23 protein-coding genes are annotated in these 23,641 nt (G+C 46.7%); all 23 read right to left on the bottom strand.

All coding sequences use genetic code 11. The annotated features are described in order from the left end of the window. Positions 1-39: 39 nt before the first annotated feature. Positions 40-1,968, bottom strand: a complete 1,929-nt coding sequence (locus DESLBE_RS24655; RefSeq protein WP_144678454.1) for a sigma-54-dependent Fis family transcriptional regulator — start codon at positions 1,966-1,968, stop codon at positions 40-42. A 177-nt stretch (positions 1,969-2,145) separates the two neighbouring features. After that, positions 2,146-3,810, bottom strand: coding sequence for a ribonuclease J (locus tag DESLBE_RS24650; protein ID WP_015944704.1), 1,665 nt, complete (start codon positions 3,808-3,810; stop codon positions 2,146-2,148). Positions 3,811-4,189: 379 nt separating this feature from the next. Next, on the bottom strand, positions 4,190-5,065 hold the full coding sequence (gene dapA / locus DESLBE_RS24645; protein ID WP_005808823.1) for a 4-hydroxy-tetrahydrodipicolinate synthase: 876 nt from the start codon (positions 5,063-5,065) through the stop codon (positions 4,190-4,192). A gap of 29 nt (positions 5,066-5,094) precedes the next feature. Continuing rightward, positions 5,095-6,324 carry an aspartate kinase gene (gene dapG / locus DESLBE_RS24640; RefSeq protein ID WP_144678453.1) on the bottom strand — a complete coding sequence of 410 codons (1,230 nt, stop codon included), beginning with the start codon at positions 6,322-6,324 and terminating at the stop codon, positions 5,095-5,097. Between the two features lie 134 nt (positions 6,325-6,458). Continuing rightward, positions 6,459-7,448, bottom strand: a complete 990-nt coding sequence (locus tag DESLBE_RS24635; RefSeq protein ID WP_005808829.1) for an aspartate-semialdehyde dehydrogenase — start codon at positions 7,446-7,448, stop codon at positions 6,459-6,461. Positions 7,449-7,545: 97 nt separating this feature from the next. Then, the gene (locus tag DESLBE_RS24630) at positions 7,546-8,133 is read right to left on the bottom strand and encodes a dipicolinate synthase subunit B (RefSeq protein WP_005808831.1); all 588 of its coding nucleotides are present in this window, start codon (positions 8,131-8,133) and stop codon (positions 7,546-7,548) included. A gap of 18 nt (positions 8,134-8,151) precedes the next feature. Continuing rightward, positions 8,152-9,063, bottom strand: a complete 912-nt coding sequence (dpsA, locus tag DESLBE_RS24625; RefSeq protein WP_011460385.1) for a dipicolinate synthase subunit DpsA — start codon at positions 9,061-9,063, stop codon at positions 8,152-8,154. Positions 9,064-9,147: 84 nt separating this feature from the next. Then, a complete protein-coding gene (dapB, locus tag DESLBE_RS24620; protein WP_005808837.1) occupies positions 9,148-9,951 on the bottom strand; it encodes a 4-hydroxy-tetrahydrodipicolinate reductase in 804 nt (267 codons plus the stop codon). A gap of 156 nt (positions 9,952-10,107) precedes the next feature. Then, entirely contained in the window at positions 10,108-10,389 is a 282-nt protein-coding gene (locus tag DESLBE_RS24615; RefSeq protein WP_015944707.1) for a YlmC/YmxH family sporulation protein, read from the bottom strand. A 12-nt stretch (positions 10,390-10,401) separates the two neighbouring features. Further along, a complete protein-coding gene (locus tag DESLBE_RS24610; RefSeq protein ID WP_015944708.1) occupies positions 10,402-10,704 on the bottom strand; it encodes a hypothetical protein in 303 nt (100 codons plus the stop codon). 68 nt (positions 10,705-10,772) lie between these two features. After that, on the bottom strand, positions 10,773-11,228 hold the full coding sequence (gene dut / locus DESLBE_RS24605) for a dUTP diphosphatase (protein WP_005808844.1): 456 nt from the start codon (positions 11,226-11,228) through the stop codon (positions 10,773-10,775). A gap of 14 nt (positions 11,229-11,242) precedes the next feature. Further along, positions 11,243-12,517, bottom strand: a complete 1,275-nt coding sequence (locus DESLBE_RS24600; RefSeq protein ID WP_144678452.1) for a pitrilysin family protein — start codon at positions 12,515-12,517, stop codon at positions 11,243-11,245. Positions 12,518-12,522: 5 nt separating this feature from the next. After that, positions 12,523-13,662 carry a D-alanyl-D-alanine carboxypeptidase family protein gene (locus tag DESLBE_RS24595; protein ID WP_015944710.1) on the bottom strand — a complete coding sequence of 380 codons (1,140 nt, stop codon included), beginning with the start codon at positions 13,660-13,662 and terminating at the stop codon, positions 12,523-12,525. Positions 13,663-13,683: 21 nt separating this feature from the next. Then, positions 13,684-14,436 carry a polysaccharide deacetylase family protein gene (locus DESLBE_RS24590; protein WP_015944711.1) on the bottom strand — a complete coding sequence of 251 codons (753 nt, stop codon included), beginning with the start codon at positions 14,434-14,436 and terminating at the stop codon, positions 13,684-13,686. Positions 14,437-14,505: 69 nt separating this feature from the next. Then, positions 14,506-16,677, bottom strand: coding sequence for a polyribonucleotide nucleotidyltransferase (locus tag DESLBE_RS24585; protein WP_015944712.1), 2,172 nt, complete (start codon positions 16,675-16,677; stop codon positions 14,506-14,508). A gap of 262 nt (positions 16,678-16,939) precedes the next feature. Then, positions 16,940-17,206: a 30S ribosomal protein S15 gene (gene rpsO, locus DESLBE_RS24580; RefSeq protein ID WP_005808855.1), complete on the bottom strand. Its 267-nt coding sequence runs from the start codon at positions 17,204-17,206 to the stop codon at positions 16,940-16,942. A 120-nt stretch (positions 17,207-17,326) separates the two neighbouring features. Then, a complete protein-coding gene (locus DESLBE_RS24575) occupies positions 17,327-18,283 on the bottom strand; it encodes a bifunctional riboflavin kinase/FAD synthetase (RefSeq protein WP_005808857.1) in 957 nt (318 codons plus the stop codon). A 44-nt stretch (positions 18,284-18,327) separates the two neighbouring features. Continuing rightward, positions 18,328-19,212, bottom strand: coding sequence for a tRNA pseudouridine(55) synthase TruB (truB, locus tag DESLBE_RS24570; RefSeq protein ID WP_015944714.1), 885 nt, complete (start codon positions 19,210-19,212; stop codon positions 18,328-18,330). Further along, entirely contained in the window at positions 19,196-20,176 is a 981-nt protein-coding gene (locus tag DESLBE_RS24565) for a bifunctional oligoribonuclease/PAP phosphatase NrnA (protein WP_005808862.1), read from the bottom strand. The genes truB and DESLBE_RS24565 overlap by 17 nt, the downstream gene beginning before the upstream one ends. Then, positions 20,166-20,543 (bottom strand): 30S ribosome-binding factor RbfA, encoded by a 378-nt coding sequence (gene rbfA, locus DESLBE_RS24560; RefSeq protein WP_011460392.1) that lies wholly within the window; start codon positions 20,541-20,543, stop codon positions 20,166-20,168. Before rbfA ends, DESLBE_RS24565 begins: the two co-directional genes overlap by 11 nt. 24 nt (positions 20,544-20,567) lie before the next feature. Beyond that, positions 20,568-23,033, bottom strand: a complete 2,466-nt coding sequence (infB, locus tag DESLBE_RS24555; RefSeq protein WP_144678451.1) for a translation initiation factor IF-2 — start codon at positions 23,031-23,033, stop codon at positions 20,568-20,570. 43 nt (positions 23,034-23,076) lie between these two features. Next, complete coding sequence (locus DESLBE_RS24550) at positions 23,077-23,373, bottom strand: L7Ae/L30e/S12e/Gadd45 family protein (protein ID WP_005807689.1); 297 nt, start codon at positions 23,371-23,373, stop codon at positions 23,077-23,079. After that, positions 23,367-23,636 carry a YlxR family protein gene (locus DESLBE_RS24545; protein WP_011460394.1) on the bottom strand — a complete coding sequence of 90 codons (270 nt, stop codon included), beginning with the start codon at positions 23,634-23,636 and terminating at the stop codon, positions 23,367-23,369. Before DESLBE_RS24545 ends, DESLBE_RS24550 begins: the two co-directional genes overlap by 7 nt. Positions 23,637-23,641 lie beyond the last annotated feature (5 nt).

The raw sequence follows: 23,641 nt of genomic DNA, 5'->3' as shown, positions 1-23,641 counted from the left end.
CTTAGTCTCAATACGCCTCTTATATAAAGTATTTTATAATCACCTGCCACTTTTCAGCATTTTAAGCAGTGTGGGCCGGCTAATCCCCATCATTAATGCGAGTTCACCGTTGGAGATTTTTGTCTTCGCCTTTACTCTATGAACAATTTCTGCATTCATTTCCTCTAAGGACCTTATCCGCACATTAATGGTGTCATTGTCTTGTTCTTCCTCCTCTCTGGCGTGCAGTGTGGGCCGGGTCGAGAATTCTTCTTCCAGCATCATTAAGATAATCTCGGGCAAATCATTTCCGTCGTCACACAGGACAACGCACCTTTCTATAAAATGATTCAACTGTCGTATATTTCCATACCATTCGCAATGGGATATCTTGTCAAGAACAGCCGCAGGCAGCTCAATATTTATTTTATTATATTTTTCGGTGTACTTTTGCAGATAGACTCTGACGAGGTGAGGTATATCCCCTCTTCTTTCTCGAAGAGGGGGCAGGGTTAGTTTCAAGACGTTTAAACGATAATACAGATCTTCTCTAAATTCTCCTTTTCTGACCAGATCCAAGAGATCCTCATTGGAAGCGGCTATGATGCGTACATCCACAGAAACAACCTGATCGCTGCCGATTCTGCGAATTTCCTTCTCCTGGAGAACCCTTAGAAGATTTGCTTGAACATCCTTTTTCATTTTATCTATTTCATCCAAAAACAGGGTTCCACCATGAGCTATTTCGAATAGCCCCGGTTTTCCGCCCTTACTTGCGCCCGTGAAGGCCCCTTCACTGTAGCCGAAAAGCTCACTATTCAATAGACTGCCGTCCAATGAAGCACAATTGACCGCCACAAAAGGCTTACGGGAGCGTTGGCGGTGTCCATTATGAATGCTTTGAGAGATAAGCTCCTTGCCGGTTCCGGTTTCTCCTTTGATCAGTACATTGCAGTCTATATTAGCATATCTCATGGCCATAGTTATTACTTCAGACATTTTACTGTTGTTGTTGATGATGTCTCTAAAATGATGTTTGGCCACCAATCCCTTGGTCCCGGTTGCTCTCGTTTTTTCCCATTCTTCCTGATTAGCCTCTTTAAAGTTAATCATAATGCCCCTGAATTGGTGATTGTGAAGAATCGGAACTTTATTAACCAAAATCGTTCCCTTCGGAGTATGGTGCAGGAAATTCAGCTTCTGATCAAAATCCTTTAACAGAGCTGCCAGGCTTGGACAGCCGCTCAGATCCTGGACAGATTTTCCTATTACATCTTTCTCATGGAGTCCAAAAAACTTCGCCGCATTGGCATTAAAATTGACCAATATCCGATTCTCATTTAAATGAATCATCCCTTCGTGGGTAGAATCGGCTATTGTCTTGATGCATTCGTGGGAGACCTTCTCATTACGCTTAAGATCCACAAGTAACTGAGCATATTTAAAGGCTCTTCTAATCGTATATTCACCGCTCGTTACCGATACATATTGAATATTTTTCCTCTCTACAGCTGATGAAATCTTTTCTCCGGCCCCAATGGCTACTTCTACTCCATCCTGATAGGCCTTTTCAACCTGAACCAGCACTTCCTTCCAACTGTTATATCGATAGATGTGCGCGTCAATCTGTATCGCTGAACAAACGGCTTTGATCGCTTCGGTATCAATTTGTCCGGGATTAAACAGCCCTATGGTTTTTTTCGTTTTCTTTGCCTGTTCAAGAGCTATAACCAAGTCATACTCGGTTGGAAAAATATTTACCCAAGGCATTCTTCCCAAATTGTCCCGGAGCAACCCAAGGGTTGCGCCACCGGTGGCAATGATCGGATCCCAATGCTCCCGATGAGCCACTTTACCCCGAATGAGCTCTACCGCATCATCAAAGGTTGCTTCATAAGCATCAATTTCGAAGTTATATTCCTTTCTAATCTTTTCCAATAATCTAGTCGTTTTCTTATCTGGGGATGTCAAGACGATTTTTCCGAACATTTTTCTTCCCCCTAAAATCTAACTCCTAAATCCTGCATGACCATTCCGTATCCATTATAGTAACTGAATTTTCGGAATTATACAACAAGTCCTTCCCGACAGGTAATTAATTAAAAACGAAGTGTTGCAATCTACCCGTCAAAGTAGTTTGGCAACACTTCATTTTAGCAATGGATCTTATTCTACTTCCTGAATAATCGGCAGAATCATGGGGCGCCTCCGGGTTTTCTCATAGAAATGCTTGCTTAAGGTTTCTCGAACTTGTCCCTTTAGTACAGCCCATTCTGTAACATGATTCTCCCTGAGGCGGTTCATGGTTTGTCTTACTTTATCTTTTGCTTCTTCTAGCATGGATTCCGATTCCCGTACATAGACAAAGCCACGTGTTACTACATCAGGGCCTGCCACAATAGCGCCGGAGCTGCGGCTAATCGTCATAACCACGATTAAAATGCCATCTTGAGAGAGTTGTTTCCGATCTCTTAGAACAATATTGCCGACATCGCCAACACCAAGTCCATCAATCAGCACTTTCCCAGCGGGAACTTTTCCCGCTATACTCGCTCCATGACGAGTGAACTCAACAATTGTGCCATTATCAGCAACAAACGTGTTCTCTCTGGAAATTCCCATTTGCTCGGCCAGTTTAGCATGCTTAATAAGCATACGGTACTCACCATGAACAGGAATGAAATACTGAGGACGAATCATATTAAGCATGAGCTTAAGCTCTTCCTGGCTGGCGTGCCCGGAAACGTGCATACCCTGGTAAGATTCATAGATCACATTGGCACCGAGCTTAAACAAGAGGTCGATGGTTTTTGATACTGATTTTTCATTACCGGGGATAGGATTGGCAGATATGATCACTGTATCGCCGGGCTGAATTTCAATACGCCGGTGATCGCTCATAGCCATCCGGGTCAGAGCCGACATGGGCTCACCCTGACTGCCTGTCGTTAGAATACAAGCTTGATTGCCCGGCAAGTTCACCACTTCATCCACATCAACCAAAGTATCCTCCGGTATATCCAAATACCCTAACTCAGAGGCTATGGCTACTGTGTTGACCATACTCCGGCCGACCACAGCAACCTTGCGGTTAGTATGGTGCGCTGCCGTAATCACTTGCTGAAGTCTGTGGACATTGGTTGCAAAGCTGGCAATGATGATTCTGTCTTTGGCACTATTAAATGCTTCCTCGAACATGTGTCCCACGCTGCGTTCAGACATGGTAAAACCAGGCCGTTCCACATTCGTACTGTCGGACATCAGGCAAAGGACCCCTTTATCGCCCAGTTCAGCGAACTTATGAATATCAATCTTTTCACCCATGACAGGAGTATGATCCACTTTGAAATCCCCAGTATGAACAATAGTACCTAGAGGAGTATGGATCGCCAGTGCCACTGCATCTGGAATACTGTGATTCACACTCAGGAACTCAACTTTAAAAACTCCAAGTTTAACCGTATCTCTGGGACGGACCACCGTGGCCTTGATATTATCGAGATTTCCTTCTTTTAATTTGGATTGAATGAGTCCTAAGGTTAATCGTGTAGCAAAAATAGGAGCATCCAAGTCTTTGAGGAGATAAGGCAGTGCACCAATATGGTCTTCATGACCATGGGTGACTAGAATCCCTTGAACCATGTCCTTATGCTCCAGCAGATAAGAATAATCTGGTATAACTATGTCTATCCCCAGCATCTCATCTTCGGGAAATGCCAATCCCGCATCTATAACGATCATTTGATTATCGTAACGAATCACGGTCATATTTTTACCGATCTCGCCTAATCCGCCTAAAGGTATGATCTGAACCTTATGTTCTTTTGGCAAATTTTTACACCTCCACCATATTTTTCCTTTTGATAGAACTATTTGTGCCTTCTTTTCACGGATCTTGCTAATTTGCTTCCACCTAAAAATGATAAGGAAACCTCCGAGAAGTTGTCCTTATACTATCATCCGCTCTAAACACGTTCTGATAGTGAAACAAAAAGACTCGAAATACCCAAACGAATACAACGCCCTTGGTACTCGCTGATATTCCGCAAACAAATATGAAACTTACCGCACAATACAGTCAATCTATTATAACTCTTTATGTAAGGAAAGACAAGAGATAGAAAAAGCAGAAATTCAATCTAAAAAAATTGAATCTCTGCCTTTCAATAATTACCTGCAGGTTTTATCAATGAAGTTTGCTTTACCGTTTCTACCCTTTGATCTTTTGGTAGAGATCATCCAAGAAAGCTTCTTCCTCCGGGGCCGCACAGACTAAGGGGAGTTTTACCCCTCCTGCATTGATGCCTGCTTTCTTTAAAAGGTATTTAACAGGAACCGGATTGGTGGTCACAAACACTCCTTTGAACATGGGCATGAGCTTTAGGTGCCATTGCAGGGCAGTCTGCGGATCGCCGTTAAACCAGGCATCAACCAATTGTTTGATTTCATCACCGACCACATGAGCCGCTACACTGATGATGCCATCACAGCCTAAAGCCAGCATGGGCAAGGTTAAAGAATCGTCACCGCTATAAATCAGGAAATCTTCCGGCAAAATACGTCTCATTTCGCTGACTTGATCCATGGAGCCGGCTGCTTCTTTAATGGAGGTTATGTTGGGAATTTCACTTAGCCGCAGAACCGTTTCCGGAAGAAGATTAATGGATGTTCTTCCCGGAATATTGTACACCATCAAAGGCAGGGATATTGCTTCAGCGATAGCCCGAAAATGCTGATACAATCCTTCTTGTGAAGGCTTATTGTAGTAGGGGACCACAGCCATGAGCCCATCTACTCCGGTTTTCTCCGCTTGGCGCGCTAAATTAATACTACCGTCGGTGGTATTGGAGCCAATTCCGGCTATTACCGTTGCTTTGCTGCCTACAGCCTTCTTGACCGTTCTGAAAAGTTCAATCTTTTCTTCGGCTGATACTGTGGGAGATTCACCGGTGGTACCGCAAACAACGATTCCATCATTACCATGCTCGATGAGATAATTAGCTAACTTCTCGGCTTCCGGGTAATTCACTTCCATTTTGTCATTAAAGGGTGTGACCATTGCCGTCATAATCCTATTCAAAGCCATATCTCTCTCAACTCCTCATTTGCTTGTTTTTAACAGGCACCCAACAGAAACTTCTTGTGGAGTGCTTGCACTGCCGGAACCATATCCTCTTTATTGACAAGTACCCATATAGTTGTGTGAGAGTCTGCTGACTGCAAGATACGGACACCCGCATCGGATAAGGCCTCCACCATATTGGCCATCACACCGGGAACTCCTGCGATACCCGCTCCAACGATGGAGACTTTGGCACATCCAGGGACCGCTGTAGGCTTAAATCCTAAATTATCGAGAATCTTCATTGCTTTTTCCGCTATTTCATCAGGTACGGTGTAAAGCACACTCTCCGGCTGCACACTTATAAAGTCGACACTAATATCTGCTAAAGCCATTCCCTTAAAGATCTGTTTATCGACTTGCAGCACATCGGCTACATCATGGGTAGGTACTTGAATCTGGGTCACATTGGGCGTGTGGGCAATCCCCGTAATCGTTCGGTCTCCCGTAATATCTGTTCCCGCTCCCATGTCGGGCTGTATACTTGTTACTAAAGTTCCTCGGGCATCGGAAAATGTACATTTGATCCAAATGGGAATATTGCGCTGCATAGCAATTTCCACCGCACGGGGATGAATCACTTTGGCTCCCTGATGGGCCAAATGACATATCTCATTATAGGTTACCACATCTAAGATACGGGCATCCTCAACAATACGCGGATCGGCAGTCATAATTCCTTCCACATCAGTATAGATATCGATGACCTCGGCATTTAATGCAACACCAAGAGCTGAAGCTGTAGTATCGCTTCCCCCGCGACCTAATGTGGTGACCTGGCCATCTTCGGTAACTCCTTGAAAGCCGGTAACGACGACAACTCTTCCCTCACTTAGATGATCAAGGATCCCTTTCGGCTCTACGCGAATGATGCGGGCATCTCCATAACAATCATTGGTTATAATTCCTGCTTGACCACCTGTTAACAGGATTGCCTCAAGCCCCATGCTCTTTAGGGTGCTGGTCAAAACCACACCGGAGATGATTTCCCCGCAGCTCATCAAAAGATCCATTTCCCGCTTGGGTGATTCAAGGGTAATGCCGTTGACCAGATTGATAAAGGTATCTGTCGCATAGGGATCCCCACTGCGTCCAATGGCGGAAACTACAACAACAGGTGAATACCCTTCCCGCACTGCTTCAGAGACTTTTGCGGCAACCTGGGCCCGACGTTCAGCACTGGATACTGAAGTTCCCCCAAACTTTTGGACCAAAACACGCACCTGAACTCCTCCTGTCGCCTCACATTATTATTCAATTATTCTATTCTCTGATCCAGAGGCTGTATGCTTGTGTTTTTAACATTTTAATATGGACCCTGCTATGAACACTCTTCTCTACAGTGCTCATAATCAGACTATAATAAGAGTTCGGCAATCTGTATCGTATTGGTGGCGGCTCCCTTACGAATTTGGTCACCCACAACCCAGAGATTGATCCCATTTTCAATGGAAAAATCTTTACGGATACGGCCTACATAGACTTCATCGGTGTCTGAAGTAAACCAAGGCATGGGATAACGATCTTCTGCCGGATTATCCTCAACGATAACTCCCGGAGCCTTTTGGAAAGCTGCCTTGACCTCATCCAAGCCGACACTCCGCTCTGTTTCTATGTTAATAGATTCGGAATGGCTTCTTAACACAGGAACCCGGACTGTGGTTGCCGTAATCGGCATAGTATCCACATGAAAAATCTTCTGAGTCTCCTTAACCATCTTCCACTCTTCTTTGGTGTAATCTCCTTCTTGGAATACATCAATTCTGGGAATCAAGTTAAAAGCAATTTGATAAGGGAATGTCTGACTCTTCACTTCTTCCCCTTGCACCCAATTGCGAACCTGATCTTCCAATTCTTCGATCCCTTCACGTCCTGCTCCGGAAACGGCCTGATAGGTTGACACAACCACCCTTTTAATCCCTGCCAGATCAAAGATAGGTTTCAAGGCGACTGCCATAATAATCGTTGAACAGTTAGGATTAGCGATGATCCCCTTATGCCATTTTACATCTTCCGGGTTGACTTCAGGTACGACCAGGGGGACCTCAGGATCAAGACGATAAGCACTGCTGTTATCAATCACTACAGCCCCGCTTTTAACCGCGGAAGGAGCGAATTCTGTACTGGATGATCCTCCGGCAAATAATGCTATATCGATACCTTTAAAACTATCATGGGTAGTTTCTTGAACCTCAATTTCCCTGCCTTGCCAAAGGATCTTTTTGCCTGCGGAGCGTTTTGTCGCTAATAAGCGTAATTCCTCCACAGGAAAATTCCTTTCCACAAGAATCTTTAAGAACTCTTGTCCAACCGCACCTGTAGCTCCAACAATTGCAACATTCGGCATAAATGTTCCTCCTTAATCCACTGATAAAATACTAGGAATATGGTGCTAAGCCTGAAAGCACAGCACCATATCCACCTAACTGATCAGTTTGAGTTTATTAGTGATAATCAACCAGTATGGGCTGAATTTGTTTTCCCTCATAAGCCATGAGAATTGTATCCGGAATTTTATCCATATGGGCTACTAAAGAATTCGCTTTGGTAGCCGGGCTATCCTGCCCGAATGGAACGAGAAATATATTTTTTGTACATAAAAGCGTCCCGATATTCCGCGCGTTCAATCCCAGGCCATCATTGGTTGAGACGGCTATCACCAAAGGCCGCTGATTACGAAGATGGGCTTTGGCCGCCATCAGCACCGGAGTGTCGGTAATACCATTGGCCAGCTTTGCCAGTGTATTGCCTGTACAGGGCGCAATGAGCAGGCAGTCAAATTTCTTCTGCGGCCCGATGGGTTCAGCATCCGGGATAGTCTGAATAACCTTTTTCTGGGTTATTTCTTCGAATTTTTTCTTCCAGTCTTCTGCTTTACCAAATCGTGTGTCCATGGTATCTACGGCATAAGAGATAATGGGCGTTAAATCCGCTCCTTCTTCAACCATCTTACGCATGACCTCAGTGATTTCATGCAAGGTGCAATGTGAGCCCGTTACAGCAAAACCAATCTTTAACCCGTCAAGTTTCATGCCTTCGTCACCTCCACTTCAAAACTTTAAAGAGGCATTCTTTGTGGTCAGGTGGCGAAGAATAAGTTGCGGGTAGACTTGAGCAAGAATTTTCCCTGCTGCTTTGGGTGCAACCTTACCGGGTAGACCTGGGGCAAGCATTGCTTTGATGCCTTTAGCCTTGGCGTATTCAAAATCCGTGCCGCCGGGAAGTGAAGCAATGTCGATAATGACAGCCTCATGATTCACCTGTTCCAACATGACTTTGTCCAGAATCAGGTGAGGAACTGTATTGAAAATAAGTTCCGCCTTCCCAATCTTTTCATCCAGATCAGCAAAATGAACCGCCTCCAGGCCCATTTCCAAGGCCCTGGCCAGATCCGCCGGTTTACGGGCTACTCCGGTAACATGAGCCCCCATCCCTTTTAAGGTCCGGGCAAGAGTCCAGCCACATCGCCCCAGGCCAAGCACAAAGCTCTCACTGCCGTGGATAGTGATGGGGGAGGCCTCCATGGCCATTTGGATAGCTCCTTCCGCTGAAGGGATCGAGTTGAGAATAGCAAGTTGATCAAGGTTAGCCGTTTCGACAATCTGGATTCCCAGCATTTCTGCAGCTGATTTTAAGGCGGGACGAGCCCACCCGATAAAAAGCGGCACCTTAGGCGAAACAGCTTTTAACAGTTCCTTATTCAGCACAATCGGCGTCTCGGAATACTTGGCTTTGACATCCCCACGTTCATCGGTACCGTACATTGGAAAAAGCAGAACATCTGCCTTCTCCACCGCTTCCAGCGGTGAAGAAAGGAGTGTCACCCCTTGGATTGGAGCTGCTTTTTCAAATCCGACCCCGACTATGTAGGCCCCTAGCTTTTGAAGCTCCGGAATCATATAAATCTCTCGGTCATCCCCTCCAATTACAGCTACTCGAATTCCAGTTAGACCCGCACTCATCTTGAAGCCCCCTTTGAGACTGTGTCCCATGACTACTATCCAGTATATGAGGAAAGATAGAATGCGGTTCCCCGATGAGGATTCCTATTCGAGGAAATTCTCTAGTCCTATTACCAAATTTGAGAGTTGGCTTGCTTTGCGGACGGCCAGCATAATCCCAGGCATATAGGTTTCCCGGGAAAGGGCATCATGCCGGATCGTCAAAGCTTGTCCGAGGCCGCCGAAAATGACTTCCTGATGAGCTATAAATCCGGGCAAGCGAACAGAATGAATATGAATTCCGTCCACATCACCGCCCCGTGAGCCCTTGATTTTTTCGTACTCATTAGGATGACCCTGCACCAGGGGTTTTCTTACTTCTGATATCCACTCTACGGTTTTGAGAGCCGTTCCGGAAGGTGCATCCAGCTTTTGGTCATGATGCAGCTCAATAATCTCCACATGAGGGAAATACTTTGCAGCCTCCTGAGCAAAGCGCATCATGAGTATGGCGCCTATGGCAAAATTCGGGGCAATAAAAGCCCCCACTTTCGTTTGATCCACAAGATCCCGGATTTCCGAAATATCGGCTTCATCTAAGCCCGTGGTCCCTAAGACTGGAACGACTCCGGCCGCCAAAGCACATTTGGCATTTTTCAGTACAGATTGAGGATTGGTAAAATCCACCATAATATCTGCCCGGGTCTCTTTAAGGTGCGCCACTTCCAGAGGGCCGGTTATCTCAATCCCTAAGGGAGCCATGGCCAGAAGCTCTCCTATATCCCTGCCTTGCTGACGTGCATCTGAAGCACCAACCAGCTGCATATCTTCCTGGTCGAGGATAGTGCGAACTACTTCCCTGCCCATTTTTCCTCCGGCTCCAGAAACAAAAACACGAATTTTCTTCATCTATAACCCTCGCTACACTAACAACCCCGCTGCCAAGGCATTTCGGGGTTGTTGAACCTTTTTTACTATTTTAGTTAATTAACGTATTCATGTCAAACAGAATATTTACCCCCACAGAGGATAAGTCAGCTAAACTGTAGATAGAGGCCGCTCTATCTACAGTAAGCTTCCTTTATTAATGCGCTCTGTTCTACCACTCATATCCACAATAATGACTTCCGAACCTACCTTTTTAATAGCTTCCCAGGGAATCACCAGAATATCTCTATCTCTTTCGTTATTTCCCCAAAGCCCTGAAAAGCCGGAGCGGGAAGTAAGGATAATGGCTTCAATCGCTCCACTTGCCGAAATAGCTAAATCTGCATCTCCCACCAGTCCCAATTTTGCTCCGTCAAATAAATTGATAATTTCTTTACCCGCTAAGTCGCTAAGAAGCATCATGACTCCTCCTTATTTTTTAATTTTCAGCCACAACTGAACCGCAAAAGGCTGCACAATGGCCAGGGCCAGGGAGATGACAGCAAGTGGCTCGACAATGAATGTTGATGGATTCCACCAATTCTCCGGAATTTTTAAGAAAGAAAATAATAGCTCCAGGGAGAGATAGATTCCCCCCGCAGTACCTACGAGCTGGGTTATAGCTGCCGATAACAGACTGGGTTTTGTATCTGTTCGCCACATAAGCAGATAGCGCCTGGAGCGAAGGGATGCCAGGATTCCAGCGGCAAGTAAAAAAAGTCCTAGGGCTTGCATGGCCATACCTCCTCTATGGGATGTGTATGACAAGTTCATGCACCCTAGAACTTTTTACACTCAACAACTTAGGAAACACCTGTCGAACCAAAGCCGCCGCAACCCCGGCCGGTCTCATCCAATTGGTCTGCCAGGTAAAACTCACCAATAAATACGGGCAGAAAAACCATTTGCGCAATCCGATCCCCGTCTTTTACAACAAAAGGTTCCGAACCCTGGTTGATGACTGCCACCAGAATTTCACCCCGATAATCTGAATCGATAACCCCCACTCCGTTGGCTAAAGCCAGACCATACTTGGAGGCCAGACCACTGCGGGCAAAGACAAAGGCTCCGACCCCTGCATGGGGCAGCTCTATGGCCAGTCCGGTAGGAATTTTAACGATCTGCCCCGGCTCGATGGTCAGCTCCTGATCCAGAGAAGCTTGTAAGTCCACACCGGCTGCTCCCGGTGTGGCGTATTGGGGAAGCTTGGGAGCCTTGTCTTTCCTGACATAAGCTATCTTTACTTTAATTGAATTCAATTTCCGCTCCTCTCCTACTCTTCATCCCAGCCTATCTTCTCAAATAGCGCGTCCATATCCACTTCATTCCCCGCCGGCCCTAACATGAGGAGACTTATTTTATCCCGCTTCCACAGGCGGTTGATGACTCGCTTCGTATCCTCAACGGTAACACGTTCCAGCTTTTCAACCACTTCTTCGGGAGAGATCACCCGATTATAGGTCAATTCCGTCTTGCCTAAACGGCTCATCCTGCTGCTTGCTGATTCTAACCCCAGATAAAGTCCGCCCTTAATCTGAGACTTAGTCCGTTGCAGCTCGGATTGGGATATGCCATTCTTCTTAATATCTAAAATCTCGGCGAGAACGCATTCTACCACTTCCTGAGAATTTGAGGGGGTGGTTCCTGCATAAATAGCAAACAAACCGGTATCCACATAGGTGGAATGATAGGAAAACACAGTGTACGCCATTCCCCGCTGTTCCCTGATTTCTTGGAATAAACGGGAACTTAAGCCTCCCCCTAAGATATTATTGAGGATATGCATGGGGTAAATATCCTCATCTTCCTGCCCTAAACCGGGAACTCCCAGAATGAGATGCATTTGTTCAGTATCCTTCAGGATCATTTCCTGCACCTGCTGACCCTTAGGAGTCTCTTCCAGAATTCTTCTTCCTCCCCGTTTGAATTCCCCGTAAAGAGGAGCAAGCTTCTTCAGGACCTCGTCATGCTTGATTTTGCCCGCCACGGCAATGACCAGATTATCAGGAGCATAGTGATGATCCATAAAGGTAAGAATCTTCTCGCGGCTTAGTCCTTTAACACTCTCCTCTGTCCCTAAAATGGGTCTGCCCAAAGGATGGTCATTCCAGACATGATCGGAAAACAAGTCATGAATCAATTCATCAGGAGAATCCTCATACATTTTTATCTCTTCGATGACGACTTTCTTTTCTTTTTCTATTTCGTTTTCATCAAAGAGAGACTCAAAAAACATATCATTGAGCACATCCATGGCCAAATCCATGTCCTCGTCCAGCACTTTGGCATAGTAACAGGTATATTCCTTTGTGGTAAAGGCATTGAGCTGCCCCCCCACAGCTTCCAAAGATTCAGCGATATCACGGGCAGTACGGTTTTTTGTTCCTTTAAAAAACATGTGCTCTATAAAATGAGATATACCTTCATACCCTTCCCTCTCGTCCCGGGAACCCGCTCCTACCCATATCCCTACAGCTACTGAGCGTACATAATCTATTTCCTCCGTAATGATACGAACTCCGTTAGGTAAAACGGTTTTTTGATACATACCTTTCACTTCCCCTCTAAGAGATTGCTTAATCTCCCTTTTGGCTTGACCGAACTTTCCGCATAAAGTGGTGTGCTGCCTAATTTTTCTCCGTTCAGCCATACCTCATATGCTCCTAAACTATCACCGGCCTTAATGGGGAGACCTGGCTCTCTTGTCCAAACAATTTTCTTTTCAAGTTTTTCTTTATCCGTCTTTAAGATACTGATCTGAATCGGATTTTGGGCAAAGGCTTTAATCGGCTCTGAATTTTCAGCAGGAAACTCAATAGTTTCTCCCGCTTGTACATAATTCAGTGTTTCTGTTTCGTTAAAGCCCCATTCCAAGAGCTTTTGCGCATCCCCGAAACGGTCGGGAGCATGGAGGACAACAGCAATCAGCTGCCGGCCATCTTTCGTCGCCGCTGCAACCAAACATTTTCCGGCGGCAGTGGTTGTCCCTGTCTTAACTCCATCAGTATAAGGGTAATTCCAAAGCAGTTTATTGGTATTTCTTAAGTTCATGAAAAAATCGGGTTCAATAAAATGAATTTCCGTTTCTTTTAAGCGCGTAATCGAAGTAAATGCCGGGATCTGCAGTCCGTAACGAGCCATTAAAGCCAAATCATAGGCTGTCGAGACATGGTTTTTGCTGGGCAAGCCGTTGGTGTTTTCAAAATGGGTATTTTTCGCTCCGAGCAGGAACGCTTTTTGGTTCATTAATCGGACAAAATCCTCTTCAGTACCCGCTATTTGTTCTGCAATAGCTACACAGGCATCATTTCCTGATTTGACCATGGCCCCTGTAACCAGTTCATAGAGCAGAATCTTTTCCCCTGGGTCCAGGTGAATGGTGGATTCACCGACAGCTGCCGCTTTTTCGCTTACCACGACGAGCTCGTCGGGTTTTCCCAATTCCAGCCCAAGAATTGCCGTTAAAATCTTGGTAGTGCTGGCTGGCGGTCTTTGCTTATGAGCGTTTTTGTCATAAAGTATATCTCCTGTTGCCCCATCCATCAGTACCGCCGCATCGGCAGTAATAGCTAACGAGGATGTCGGTATTAATCCTTGATTGGTGTCCGTGGTTTGCGCATACACGGGAGCAGCACTTAAAGATAGTGAAATAAGAACGCAAACCCCGGCTTGCGTCCATTTTTGCTTGAACATTCTACCACCTCACATTAAAGTCTATGAGGTAGTATCTCCGACTCCTTCCAATGTTATCAGTTCATTTACAGTAATGAATTGGAATCCTTCCTTGGTCAGTTGGCTTAAAATATTGGGCAAAGCTTTCACTGTGTTCTCTTTGGGATGCATTAACACAATAGCTCCTTCTCGGGTGGGCTTAATGCCAAACCGTACGGCAGGATCCACAATGCGCTTGGTAATAATTTCCGGCGTACTTTCCGGACGCCAATCCACCGTATCCAGGGTCCAAAGAATGGTGGTATAGCCAAGATTTTCAGCCGCTTTAAGCCCTGAGGCTCCCTTTTCGCCATAAGGCGGTGCATAATACTTGGTCTTGGTTCCAGTGATCTCCTGAATGATCGCTTCTGTCTTCAGAATTTCTTCTTGATTGGCACTGACGGATATTTGGTCAGGATGGGGATGGGAATAGCCATGATTTTCGATGGCGTGGCCGCGGGCCTGGAGCTCTTTCACCATTTCCGGATTATTTTTAGCCCAGCGTCCCGTAAGGAAGAAGGTTGCTTTGGCATGATACTTATCTAAAGCCTCCAGAATCCCGGGCACAAACTCTCCGCCCCAATCCACATTAATGGTTAAAGCCATGACTTTCTTCTCGGTCTTGACTTGGTCTATAGGGGTGGGGAGGTTTGCCACGATCCCCACCACTCTCTGTTCTATCAATAAGCCGACAGCTAATACGAGAATAAGTCCGAAAAGCTTTAAGGTCTTAAATGGAATTTTAAAAACATACATTCGTCTACCCCCTTCCATTTAGATGTATGCAAGGGGGGACGAATGCAGAATAATTGAGGCTATTCTTCTTTAACTATTCCTGGGATTTTTATTGGCTGTGCTTCCATTGGGATTAGGGTTGGGGTTGGGAAGTGCCTCTTTCCGGGAAAGGTTCAAGCGCCCTTGCTTATCGATGCCTGTCGCTTTAACCAGGATTTCGTCTCCCAGTTTCACCACATCTTCTACTTTCTCAACCCGTCCGTGGGCCAGTTGGGAAATATGAACCAGCCCTTCTTTGCCGCTTAATCCCAGCACACCGGGAATAACTTCTACAAAGGCTCCGAAGTCCATAATCCGGGTTACCCGGCCATTATAAATACGGCCTACTTCCACCTCTTGGGTAAGGGCTTGGATGATCTTAAGGGCGTTCTCCCCGGCTTCTCCATCCACTGCGGATATAAAGACCCGGCCATCATCTTCGATATCGATCTTGACACCGGTTTCATCAATGATCTTCTTAATGGTCTTACCGCCAGGTCCAATCACCTCACGGATCTTATCCGGGTGAATGGATGCCGTAATAATTCTCGGCGCAAAGGGTGAAAGCTCCGGTCGTGGTTTTTCAATCACAGAGAGCATTTTATCAAGAATAAACAGGCGTCCTTCTTTCGCTTGAGTAAGGGCTCTTTCCAGGATTTCCCGGGATACCCCTTTGATTTTTATATCCATCTGCAAGGCTGTCACACCTTGACTGGTTCCTGCCACTTTGAAATCCATATCTCCATCATGATCTTCCATTCCTTGAATGTCGGAAAGAATGGCGATATGATTCTCCTCGCTGATCAAGCCCATAGCTATTCCGGCCACAGGAGATTTAACAGGCACTCCGGCATCCATCAAGGAAAGAGTGCTGCCGCACACTGAGGCCATCGAGCTGGAACCATTGGATTCAAGAACCTCCGAGACCAGACGAATGGTATAGGGGAAATCGTTTTCATTAGGGATAACAGGGAGAAGGGCCCGTTCAGCCAGAGCTCCGTGGCCAATTTCCCGACGACCCGGTCCGCGCATAGGACGGGTTTCCCCTACACTGTAAGGCGGGAAATTATAGTGGTGCATGTAGCGCTTGGACTCTTCAAGGCCTAACCCGTCAAGAATCTGTTCATCACCAACGGCTCCCAGAGTGGCCACCGTGAGTACCTGAGTTTGCCCCCGGGTAAACAGACCGGTACCATGAGTTCTGGGTAAGATTCCGACTTCGACACTGATGGGACGGATTTCGTCTAAAGCACGTCCATCGGGACGAATATGCTCTACAGTAATCAAACGCCGCACAATCTTATGTACGAAATCTTCCAGAATCTTATCAATGGTTTTCAGGTCTTCAGGGTATTGCTCCGCGAAATGAGCCAAGGCCTCTTCCTTCACTTGCCGGATGGCTTCTTCCCTTGCTTTCTTTTCTTCGGTGCGAACTGCCTGATCCATTTTATCATAGGCAAATGCTTTGACCGCCTGGACGATCTCTTCCGGCATCTGCTTCATCACAACTTCTTGTTTGGGTTTGGCTAAATTTCTTTCCAGAGCTTCGAGGCGATAGTTCTCGATAAACTCAGCAATACGTTGAATCTCACGGTGACCAAACATAATGGCTTCCAGCATTTGAGCTTCCGGTACCTCTTGGGCACCGGCTTCCACCATCATTACCGCATCCTTTGTACCGGCGACGGTAAGATGCATGACGCTTTTTTCGGACTGTTCAACGGTGGGGTTAATAATAAATTCATCCCCGATTAAACCCACGGTCACAGCAGCTACCGGTCCTTCGAAGGGAACATTGGAAATCGTCAAGGCTGCCGAGGCTGCGTTAATACCGGTAATGTCGGAGGCACAATCCTGATCGACCGACATTACCTGAGCAACGACTTGTACATCATTGCGATAGCCTTCGGGGAATAGAGGCCGAATCGGCCGGTCGATGAGGCGGGCAGACAGAATCGCCTTCTCACTGGGGCGCCCCTCCCGCTTAATAAAGCCTCCCGGAATTTTCCCGGCGGCATAGAGTCTCTCTTCAAATTCAACGGTCAACGGAAAAAAGTCAATACCTTCCCTTGGTTGAGCACTTCCAGTAGCAAATGCTGAAACAACGGTATCCCCATACCGGCAGAAAATGGCACCGCCCGCTTGCTTACCTATTTTCCCGGTTTGGAAGGTCATCGTCCTGCCGCCGACCTGGATCGAACGTTCTAATACTTCCTGTGTCACAATGGAACCTCCTTAAAATTCTCTCCAACTATTTTCTTCTTAACTTGATTCATCTTCGACATATTGTTATTATTTCCTGCATTTAGATTAAAAAAACTAATTATATAAAGAAAACCTGATTTCGCTGAGTCCTGGCGAAAGGGTCGTCTTTAGTTGCCCTTACTATCCGCCAATAAAAGCTTTATTCCCTGATACGTATAAAAAAGAGAGACAGGAATAGTCTGTCTCTCTTTTCTCTCCATTTTATAGTGTGCGAACAGGATTAACGGCGTAAGCCGAGATCGGAAATAATCTTACGATAGCGGTTGAAGTCCATATCTTTCAGATAGTTGAGCAGAGCACGGCGTTGTCCAACCATCTTCAAAAGGCCACGGCGGGAATGATGATCCTTCTTGTGGGTCTTGAAGTGCTCAGTTAAATAGGTAATGCGCTCAGTGAGCAAGGCAATCTGCACTTCAGGAGAACCGGTATCTCCTTCGTGTTGTTGGAACTTCGCAATAATTTCTTTTTTCTTTTCGGCTGTCATCATGGTAATTTACCTCCATTAATTCTAAAAATCGCCTGCTGCCCAGAATTGCGACGGAGAACGCAAGCCCGAGCGAGCGGTTCTCATGTATTTTACTAAAAAAAATTCTATTTGTAAAGGAATTTAATGAGCATTTACGGCCTGAACAGGGTTTCCGAAGATTTCTTCCAGTACTTGTTTCGTCTTTAAGGCATCCCGTTCCAGCTGTCCCTTCAGCTCGTCAAAACCATTGAATTTTCTTTCATCACGAATCTTCTCTTCACAGCATATTGCTAATTCCATGCCATAAAGATCGCCGCTGAAATCAAAGAAGTGTATTTCTACCGTAAGGGCATATTCCTCATGAAACGTGGGCTTCATGCCAATATTCATCATACCATGAACAAGCCGTCCTTCGATCTCGGCCCATACGGCATAGACTCCCCGTTTGGGAATAATCAGCTCTTCATAGATCCTTAAGTTTGCTGTCGGATACCCTAAGTCATGGCCGCGCCTTTCTCCTTCAACCACAGTTCCCACCAGCTTATAGGTCCGGCCCAACAGCTTCTTGGCTTGGACGGCATCCCCATTAAGCAAAGCCTTGCGGACGGCTGTCGAAGAGATGACCTTGCCCTCAAACGTCTGGGGCTGGAGCACACTGACTCCAAAGCCATAGTCTTGGCCATAGCGCTGAAGGTCTTCAGCAGTCCCTTTTCCCAAGGCACCAAAGGAGTAGTTGAAGCCAACCACAATATGAATGACGCCGAGTTTGACAAGGATATCTCTGACAAACCCTTCAGGGGACGTATCAGCCATTTCCTTTGTAAAGGGTACTAAATAAACCCGATCGACGCCGATTTCAGAAAACAACCTCATCTGCTCTTTTTGAGTGGTCAGGAAGCCTAGAACCCTTTCCGGAAAAAGCAGCTTCAAGGGATGAGGTTCAAACAGAAGAACGGCAAGATCCACTCCTTTTTGAGCAGCTTGCTCCAAACCGCTTTTAAGCAAGCGTTGATGTCCCAGATGCACTCCGTCAAAATTTCCTAAAGCCAATACACACTGATGCCCAGGGTCTGACGGTAATTCTTGGATGATTTGCATAGTTCCCCACCTAACTTTCCCTCAGTACTACTCTATTTTTATCCTTAAAAAACTTTGTAAGGACAGAGGGCCTGCTCTCTCCAAATTCCTATACCTAAAAAATTTCCCTCACTAAAGACTTGAACTTCGCACCCCTCACCTATCTCAGCCCCGACCTCAATTTGACTTTTCGCTGTCGAAAGTCCATTGCGAAAGGCCAACGCTCTTTGCGGAGACAAGGACACCCGGGGTAAGTCCAATACTTGGATGTAAGGAATCAGGAATGAATAATCATCCTGCTCCATAAAGTTTTGAATCGTCTCCAGGGATAGACTCTCCTGAATATGAAAGGGTCCGGAACGGAGGCGGATCAGCGCTGACATATGTGCCCCGCACCCTAAAGTCTGCCCCATATCATGGCACAATGTCCGTATGTAGGTGCCCTTTGAACAATCCACTTCAAAAATCGCCTTAGGGTATTCACCTGCAATCCATTCCATAAGCTGCAAATGATCGATGTGTATTTCCCGGGATGTTCTTTCCACTTCCAGACCCTGACGGGCTAATTCATAAAGACGTTTCCCTTGATGTTTTACCGCCGAGAACATAGGTGGAATCTGCCGGATGGAACCAAGATACTGGGGAATGAGCCGTTGAAAATCCTCAGCACTCACCTGAGCCGGCTCCTTGTGGAGAATCTCTCCGGAAGCATCCTGGGTGTCTGTCGTTATGCCAAAAATCATCTCACAACGGTAGGATTTTCCCTGATTGGTGATATATTCAGCCAAGCGGGTTGCTTTACCGACGCAAATCGGCAATACCCCCGTAACCTCGGGATCCAAGGTTCCCGTATGCCCAATTTTCCGGGTGTTCAATATTCTTCTTAAGCGAACGACCACATCAGAAGAAGTCATCCCTGGGGGTTTGAGTACATTAATGACTCCGTCCAAGCTTGAGCTCCTCCTCAATGATTTGCCGAACCTTCTGCTTTGCTTCTTCCAGGGAAAGATGCAAGGTGCAGCCTGCCGCCCGTTGATGTCCCCCACCGCCAAAACCATCGGCGATTCTGTTGACATCAAACCAGCGATTGGAGCGCAGGCTTACACGCACCACATCAGGTTTGACTTCTTTAAGTAAGACGGCGACCTCTACCCCTTCTACAGTTCGGGCATGGTCGATCAGCCCTTCGCTTAAACTTTCCTCAGCACCGCTTTCCTCAAAGTCTTGTTTCCTTAAGGTCATCATCCCTAGTTGTCCCTCTGCAAAAAACTGCAATTGATTTAAGCCCCGCCGCAGCAACTCTAACTTAACCATAGGGGTTTGATCAAAGACGAAATGATGAATATCACCTAAGCTGATTCCGGTCTCCATGAGTTCACCGGCAATCTGATGAGTCTTCGCAGTGGTATTGGCATACTTAAAGGATCCGGTATCCGTCAATAAAGCTGTATAGAAGTTTGCAGCGATCTCCTGAGTTAATTCCACATTAAGTCGGCGCACTAAAGCATAAGCGAGCTCACCGCTGGCTGCAGCCTGACTATCCACCCAATTAATCCTGCCAAAGTTCTGATTGGAAATATGGTGGTCTAAATTCAGAATGACAGCATCCGCGGGCAGATCCTCCCTTTGCAATTGGACCCGTTGCAAGTCGGCGCAATCTACAAAAAGCAACGTTTCAGGAAGAGGATCAGGCATTGATTGAGTAATCTTGTCTACACCGGGCAAAAAACTTAAATTGCGCGGAATTGGATCGGGGTTAAACATCGCTACTTCTTTCCCCAAAGCTTCTAATGCCAAGCCAATTCCCAGCATGGATCCTATGCAATCCCCGTCCGGGGATACATGGGAGAAAAGCGCCACTTTTGACGCTTTTCTTAATTCCTCTGCCATTTGAGTTATTACACTATTGATCATGGGATTCGCCCTCGTCTTTTTCTTCCTCCTGCTTTACTCCCCGCAGCAATTGGGCGATATGAGCGCCATGCTCGATGGAAGTATCGTACTTGAACACGATCTCAGGAGCATGCCTTAAGCGAACCCTTTTGCCGATTTCGCTGCGTACGAAGCCCGCTGCCCTTTTTAAGGCATCCAATGAATCCTTAGCCTGCTGGGAGTCACCCAAAACACTGACATAGACTTTAGCATTGCCAAGGTCATCGGCGACTTCGACACTGGTCACCGTCACAAAGCCAATCCTGGGGTCCTTGAGTTCCTCCCGGATCAACTGGGATATTTCTTGCTTTAGGGTCTCGGCGAGCCTATTCGAACGATGTTTAGCCATGTGGTCTCCCTCCATAGGGGTGAATTATAGTTGTCGTTTCACTTCTTCCATGATAAAGGCCTCTATAATGTCTCCCTCTTTAATATCATTGAAGTTTGCTACTCCAATACCGCATTCGTAGCCTTCCACAACCTCTTTGGCATCGTCCTTGAAACGTCTCAGGGATTCCAGCTCTCCTTCATGAATGACTATGCCATCACGAATGACGCGGATTTTGGAGTGCCTTGTGATCTTGCCGTTGAGCACATAAGATCCGCCGACAGTTCCAACTTTGGGAACTTTAAAGACTTGGCGAACTTCAGCCCGGCCTTGTACCACTTCTTTAAAATCAGGATCCAGCATACCTGTCATAGCAGCCTTAACATCCTCAATCGCATCATAGATGACCCGATAGAGGCGCATATCTACTCCTTGCAGCTCTGCTGTTGCTTTGGTATTGGCGTCGGGGCGGACGTTAAAGCCAATGATGATAGCATTGGAAGCCGCGGCAAGCATGATGTCTGTCTCTGTAATGGCTCCAACCCCTCCATGAATCGGGTTGACCCTGACTTCACTGGTGGATAAACGAAGCAGTGATTGCTTCAGAGCCTCGATAGAGCCCTGAACGTCAGCCTTGATGATCACATTCAGCTCTTTGACTTCCCCTTCTTTAATCCGATCGAAAAGGTCCTCTAAGCTGACTTTAGTCGTCTGCCGCACTTCTTCAGCCTTCCGCTCGTTAGCACGTGCTTCGGCAATCTGGCGGGCATGTTTCTCATCGTCAACAACATTGAAGACTTGACCGGCTTTGGGAACCTCATTGAGCCCCTGAACCTCGACAGGAGTGGAAGGACCGGCTTTTTTAACACGGCGTCCTTTGTCATCCACCATGGCACGAATGCGGCCAAAGGAGGATCCGGCGAGAATAATATCGCCAACATTTAAGGTTCCTTTAGAGACGAGAACTGTCGCCACAGGTCCCTTTCCTTTATCCAATTCAGCTTCAATCACTGTTCCGGTGGCACTGCGATTGGGGTTGGCCTTCAGCTCTTTGATTTCCGCGACAAGCAGAACCATCTCCAAGAGCTGTTCAATATTCATGCGGGCTTTGGCTGAAACAGGCACCGCGATGGTGTCTCCTCCCCATTCTTCAACCACCAGTCCATACTCGGTCAATTCCTGCTTAACCCGATCCGGGTTAGACTCTTCTTTATCAATCTTGTTGATGGCGACAATGATCGGCACATCGGCAGCTTTGGCATGGTTGATCGCCTCAACAGTTTGGGGCATCACACCATCATCTGCAGCCACCACAAGAATGGCAATATCCGTGACTTGAGCCCCGCGAGCGCGCATAGCGGTAAACGCTTCATGGCCCGGGGTATCAAGGAAGGTAATCTTCTGTCCATTGATCTCTACCTGATAAGCACCAATATGCTGAGTGATACCCCCTGCTTCCGATGCAGTGACTTTAGTCGTCCGTATGGCATCAAGGAGTGATGTTTTACCATGGTCAACATGCCCCATGACAGTGACAACGGGTGGACGTGACCGCAGTTCAGCAGGATCGTCCTCAATCTCTTCAATCACAGTGATGGGCTTTTCGATCTTAACCTCCACTGTAACTCCCATTTCTCCCGCAATAATGACGGCAGTTTCCGAATCAATCTCTTGATTGATGGTGGCCATGACACCCATATCCATCAGTTTCTTGATAACTTCTCCGGATTTGCGACTCATTTTGGCTGCCAAATCCTGAACCGTCAGGCTCTCCGGAATAACGATATGCTTGGGGGCTGTATCACGAATCTCCCGTGGTGCTGCCTTCACATTGCGTCTGTTGCCTCGTGGTGCGCGTATCTCTTTTTCCATCTCTTTTTTGCGTTCAAAATTCCGGTCTTGTGGCTTCTTCTTTTCACCGATTTGACGCTTAGGCGGTTGCTCTACAGCTGGTGTACCAGGAGTTGCAGGGGGTCTCTGAGGTGGTCTTTGTCCCTGGGGACGGTCTCCCATCGGTCTCTGCCCTTGGGGACGATCTCCCATTGGTCTTTGCCCTTGAGGACGATCTCCCATCGGTCTCTGCCCTTGAGGACGATCTCCCATGGGTCTTTGCCCTTGAGGACGATCTCCCATTGGTCTTTGCCCCTGAGGACGATCTCCCATCGGTCTTTGCCCCTGAGGACGATCTCCCATTGGTCTCTGCCCTTGAGGACGTCCTTCTCCTTCTACTCGGGAACTTTCCACTTGCAAACCTTGAGATTTGTCACGATTCCCTTCAGCCGGCCCTTGCGTTAAGTTCTTGCTTTCCTGGGACGGAACGCTTTTCCTAGGTTCTACGGCTTGTTCTTTACCCTGCGGTTTCTGAATTCGAGTCCGAAGACGATTGGCATCCTGATCTTCGACGGCACTCAAATGGTTCTTTACATCGACACCTATACTTTCCAGGCGACTCATCACTTCTTTGCTGCTTAAATTTAATTCCTTGGCTAATTCATGAACACGTATACTCAAAATACCACCCCCACATATTCAGCGCACATTATCTTTCCAGGCGTCAACTCCTTATCTTTAATATGGCCTTGGCAAATCCTTCGTCCATAATCAAAACCGTTGATCTTGGGGAAAGCCCGATGGCAATCCCCAAGTCCTGCTTAGTCCCCAGTATCAAAACAGGCAAGCGAAGGTCTTCCGCCCATTTCCCATATTTCTTATGAGTTCCAGGAGCGTCTTCAGCCAAAATGAGAAGAAATCCCTTCCCCTTCTTTAGCATAACTTCTATTTGTGACTCTCCGGAGGTAATTTTTCCCGCTCTTCGGGCTAATCCTAAGAGTGAGTAGATTCGTTCTAGCACTCTCTACCCAACTTCCTTTCCAATTCCTCAATCACTTGAGGTGCCAGTTCAATTTCCAGGGCTTTTTGGAACCGCTTACCCTTTACTGCTGCTTTAAAGCACTCGATATCGGGGCAAATGTATGCGCCACGGCCATTCCGTTTACCAGTGAGGTCAAGCTCCACGGCTCCTTCTGGGGTGCGAACTACGCGAATGAGCTCCTTTTTCGGTTTCATTTCTTGACAGCCCAGACACATTCTTAGCGGAATTTTGCGTGTCTTCATAGCAT

The sequence above is a fragment of the Desulfitobacterium sp. LBE genome (assembly GCF_007830365.1).
GTDB classification, from domain to species: domain Bacteria; phylum Bacillota; class Desulfitobacteriia; order Desulfitobacteriales; family Desulfitobacteriaceae; genus Desulfitobacterium; species Desulfitobacterium hafniense.
Note: the sequence above shows the minus strand (reverse complement) of the source record. Positions and strands in the feature narration are given on the sequence as shown.

What these genes read in the sequence shown, in the direction of transcription:
- DESLBE_RS24655 (WP_144678454.1), bottom strand. Translation starts at nt 1,968, where the DNA reads ATGTTCGGAAAAATCGTCTTGACATCCCCAGATAAGAAAACGACTAGA.
- dapA (WP_005808823.1), bottom strand. Translation starts at nt 5,065, where the DNA reads ATGGCTTTGAATAGGATTATGACGGCAATGGTCACACCCTTTAATGAC.
- DESLBE_RS24635 (WP_005808829.1), bottom strand. Translation starts at nt 7,448, where the DNA reads ATGCCGAATGTTGCAATTGTTGGAGCTACAGGTGCGGTTGGACAAGAG.
- DESLBE_RS24630 (WP_005808831.1), bottom strand. Translation starts at nt 8,133, where the DNA reads ATGAAACTTGACGGGTTAAAGATTGGTTTTGCTGTAACGGGCTCACAT.
- dpsA (WP_011460385.1), bottom strand. Translation starts at nt 9,063, where the DNA reads ATGAGTGCGGGTCTAACTGGAATTCGAGTAGCTGTAATTGGAGGGGAT.
- dapB (WP_005808837.1), bottom strand. Translation starts at nt 9,951, where the DNA reads ATGAAGAAAATTCGTGTTTTTGTTTCTGGAGCCGGAGGAAAAATGGGC.
- DESLBE_RS24615 (WP_015944707.1), bottom strand. Translation starts at nt 10,389, where the DNA reads ATGCTTCTTAGCGACTTAGCGGGTAAAGAAATTATCAATTTATTTGAC.
- DESLBE_RS24610 (WP_015944708.1), bottom strand. Translation starts at nt 10,704, where the DNA reads ATGCAAGCCCTAGGACTTTTTTTACTTGCCGCTGGAATCCTGGCATCC.
- DESLBE_RS24600 (WP_144678452.1), bottom strand. Translation starts at nt 12,517, where the DNA reads ATGTATCAAAAAACCGTTTTACCTAACGGAGTTCGTATCATTACGGAG.
- DESLBE_RS24595 (WP_015944710.1), bottom strand. Translation starts at nt 13,662, where the DNA reads ATGTTCAAGCAAAAATGGACGCAAGCCGGGGTTTGCGTTCTTATTTCA.
- DESLBE_RS24590 (WP_015944711.1), bottom strand. Translation starts at nt 14,436, where the DNA reads ATGTATGTTTTTAAAATTCCATTTAAGACCTTAAAGCTTTTCGGACTT.
- rpsO (WP_005808855.1), bottom strand. Translation starts at nt 17,206, where the DNA reads ATGATGACAGCCGAAAAGAAAAAAGAAATTATTGCGAAGTTCCAACAA.
- DESLBE_RS24575 (WP_005808857.1), bottom strand. Translation starts at nt 18,283, where the DNA reads ATGCAAATCATCCAAGAATTACCGTCAGACCCTGGGCATCAGTGTGTA.
- DESLBE_RS24565 (WP_005808862.1), bottom strand. Translation starts at nt 20,176, where the DNA reads ATGATCAATAGTGTAATAACTCAAATGGCAGAGGAATTAAGAAAAGCG.
- rbfA (WP_011460392.1), bottom strand. Translation starts at nt 20,543, where the DNA reads ATGGCTAAACATCGTTCGAATAGGCTCGCCGAGACCCTAAAGCAAGAA.
- DESLBE_RS24545 (WP_011460394.1), bottom strand. Translation starts at nt 23,636, where the DNA reads ATGAAGACACGCAAAATTCCGCTAAGAATGTGTCTGGGCTGTCAAGAA.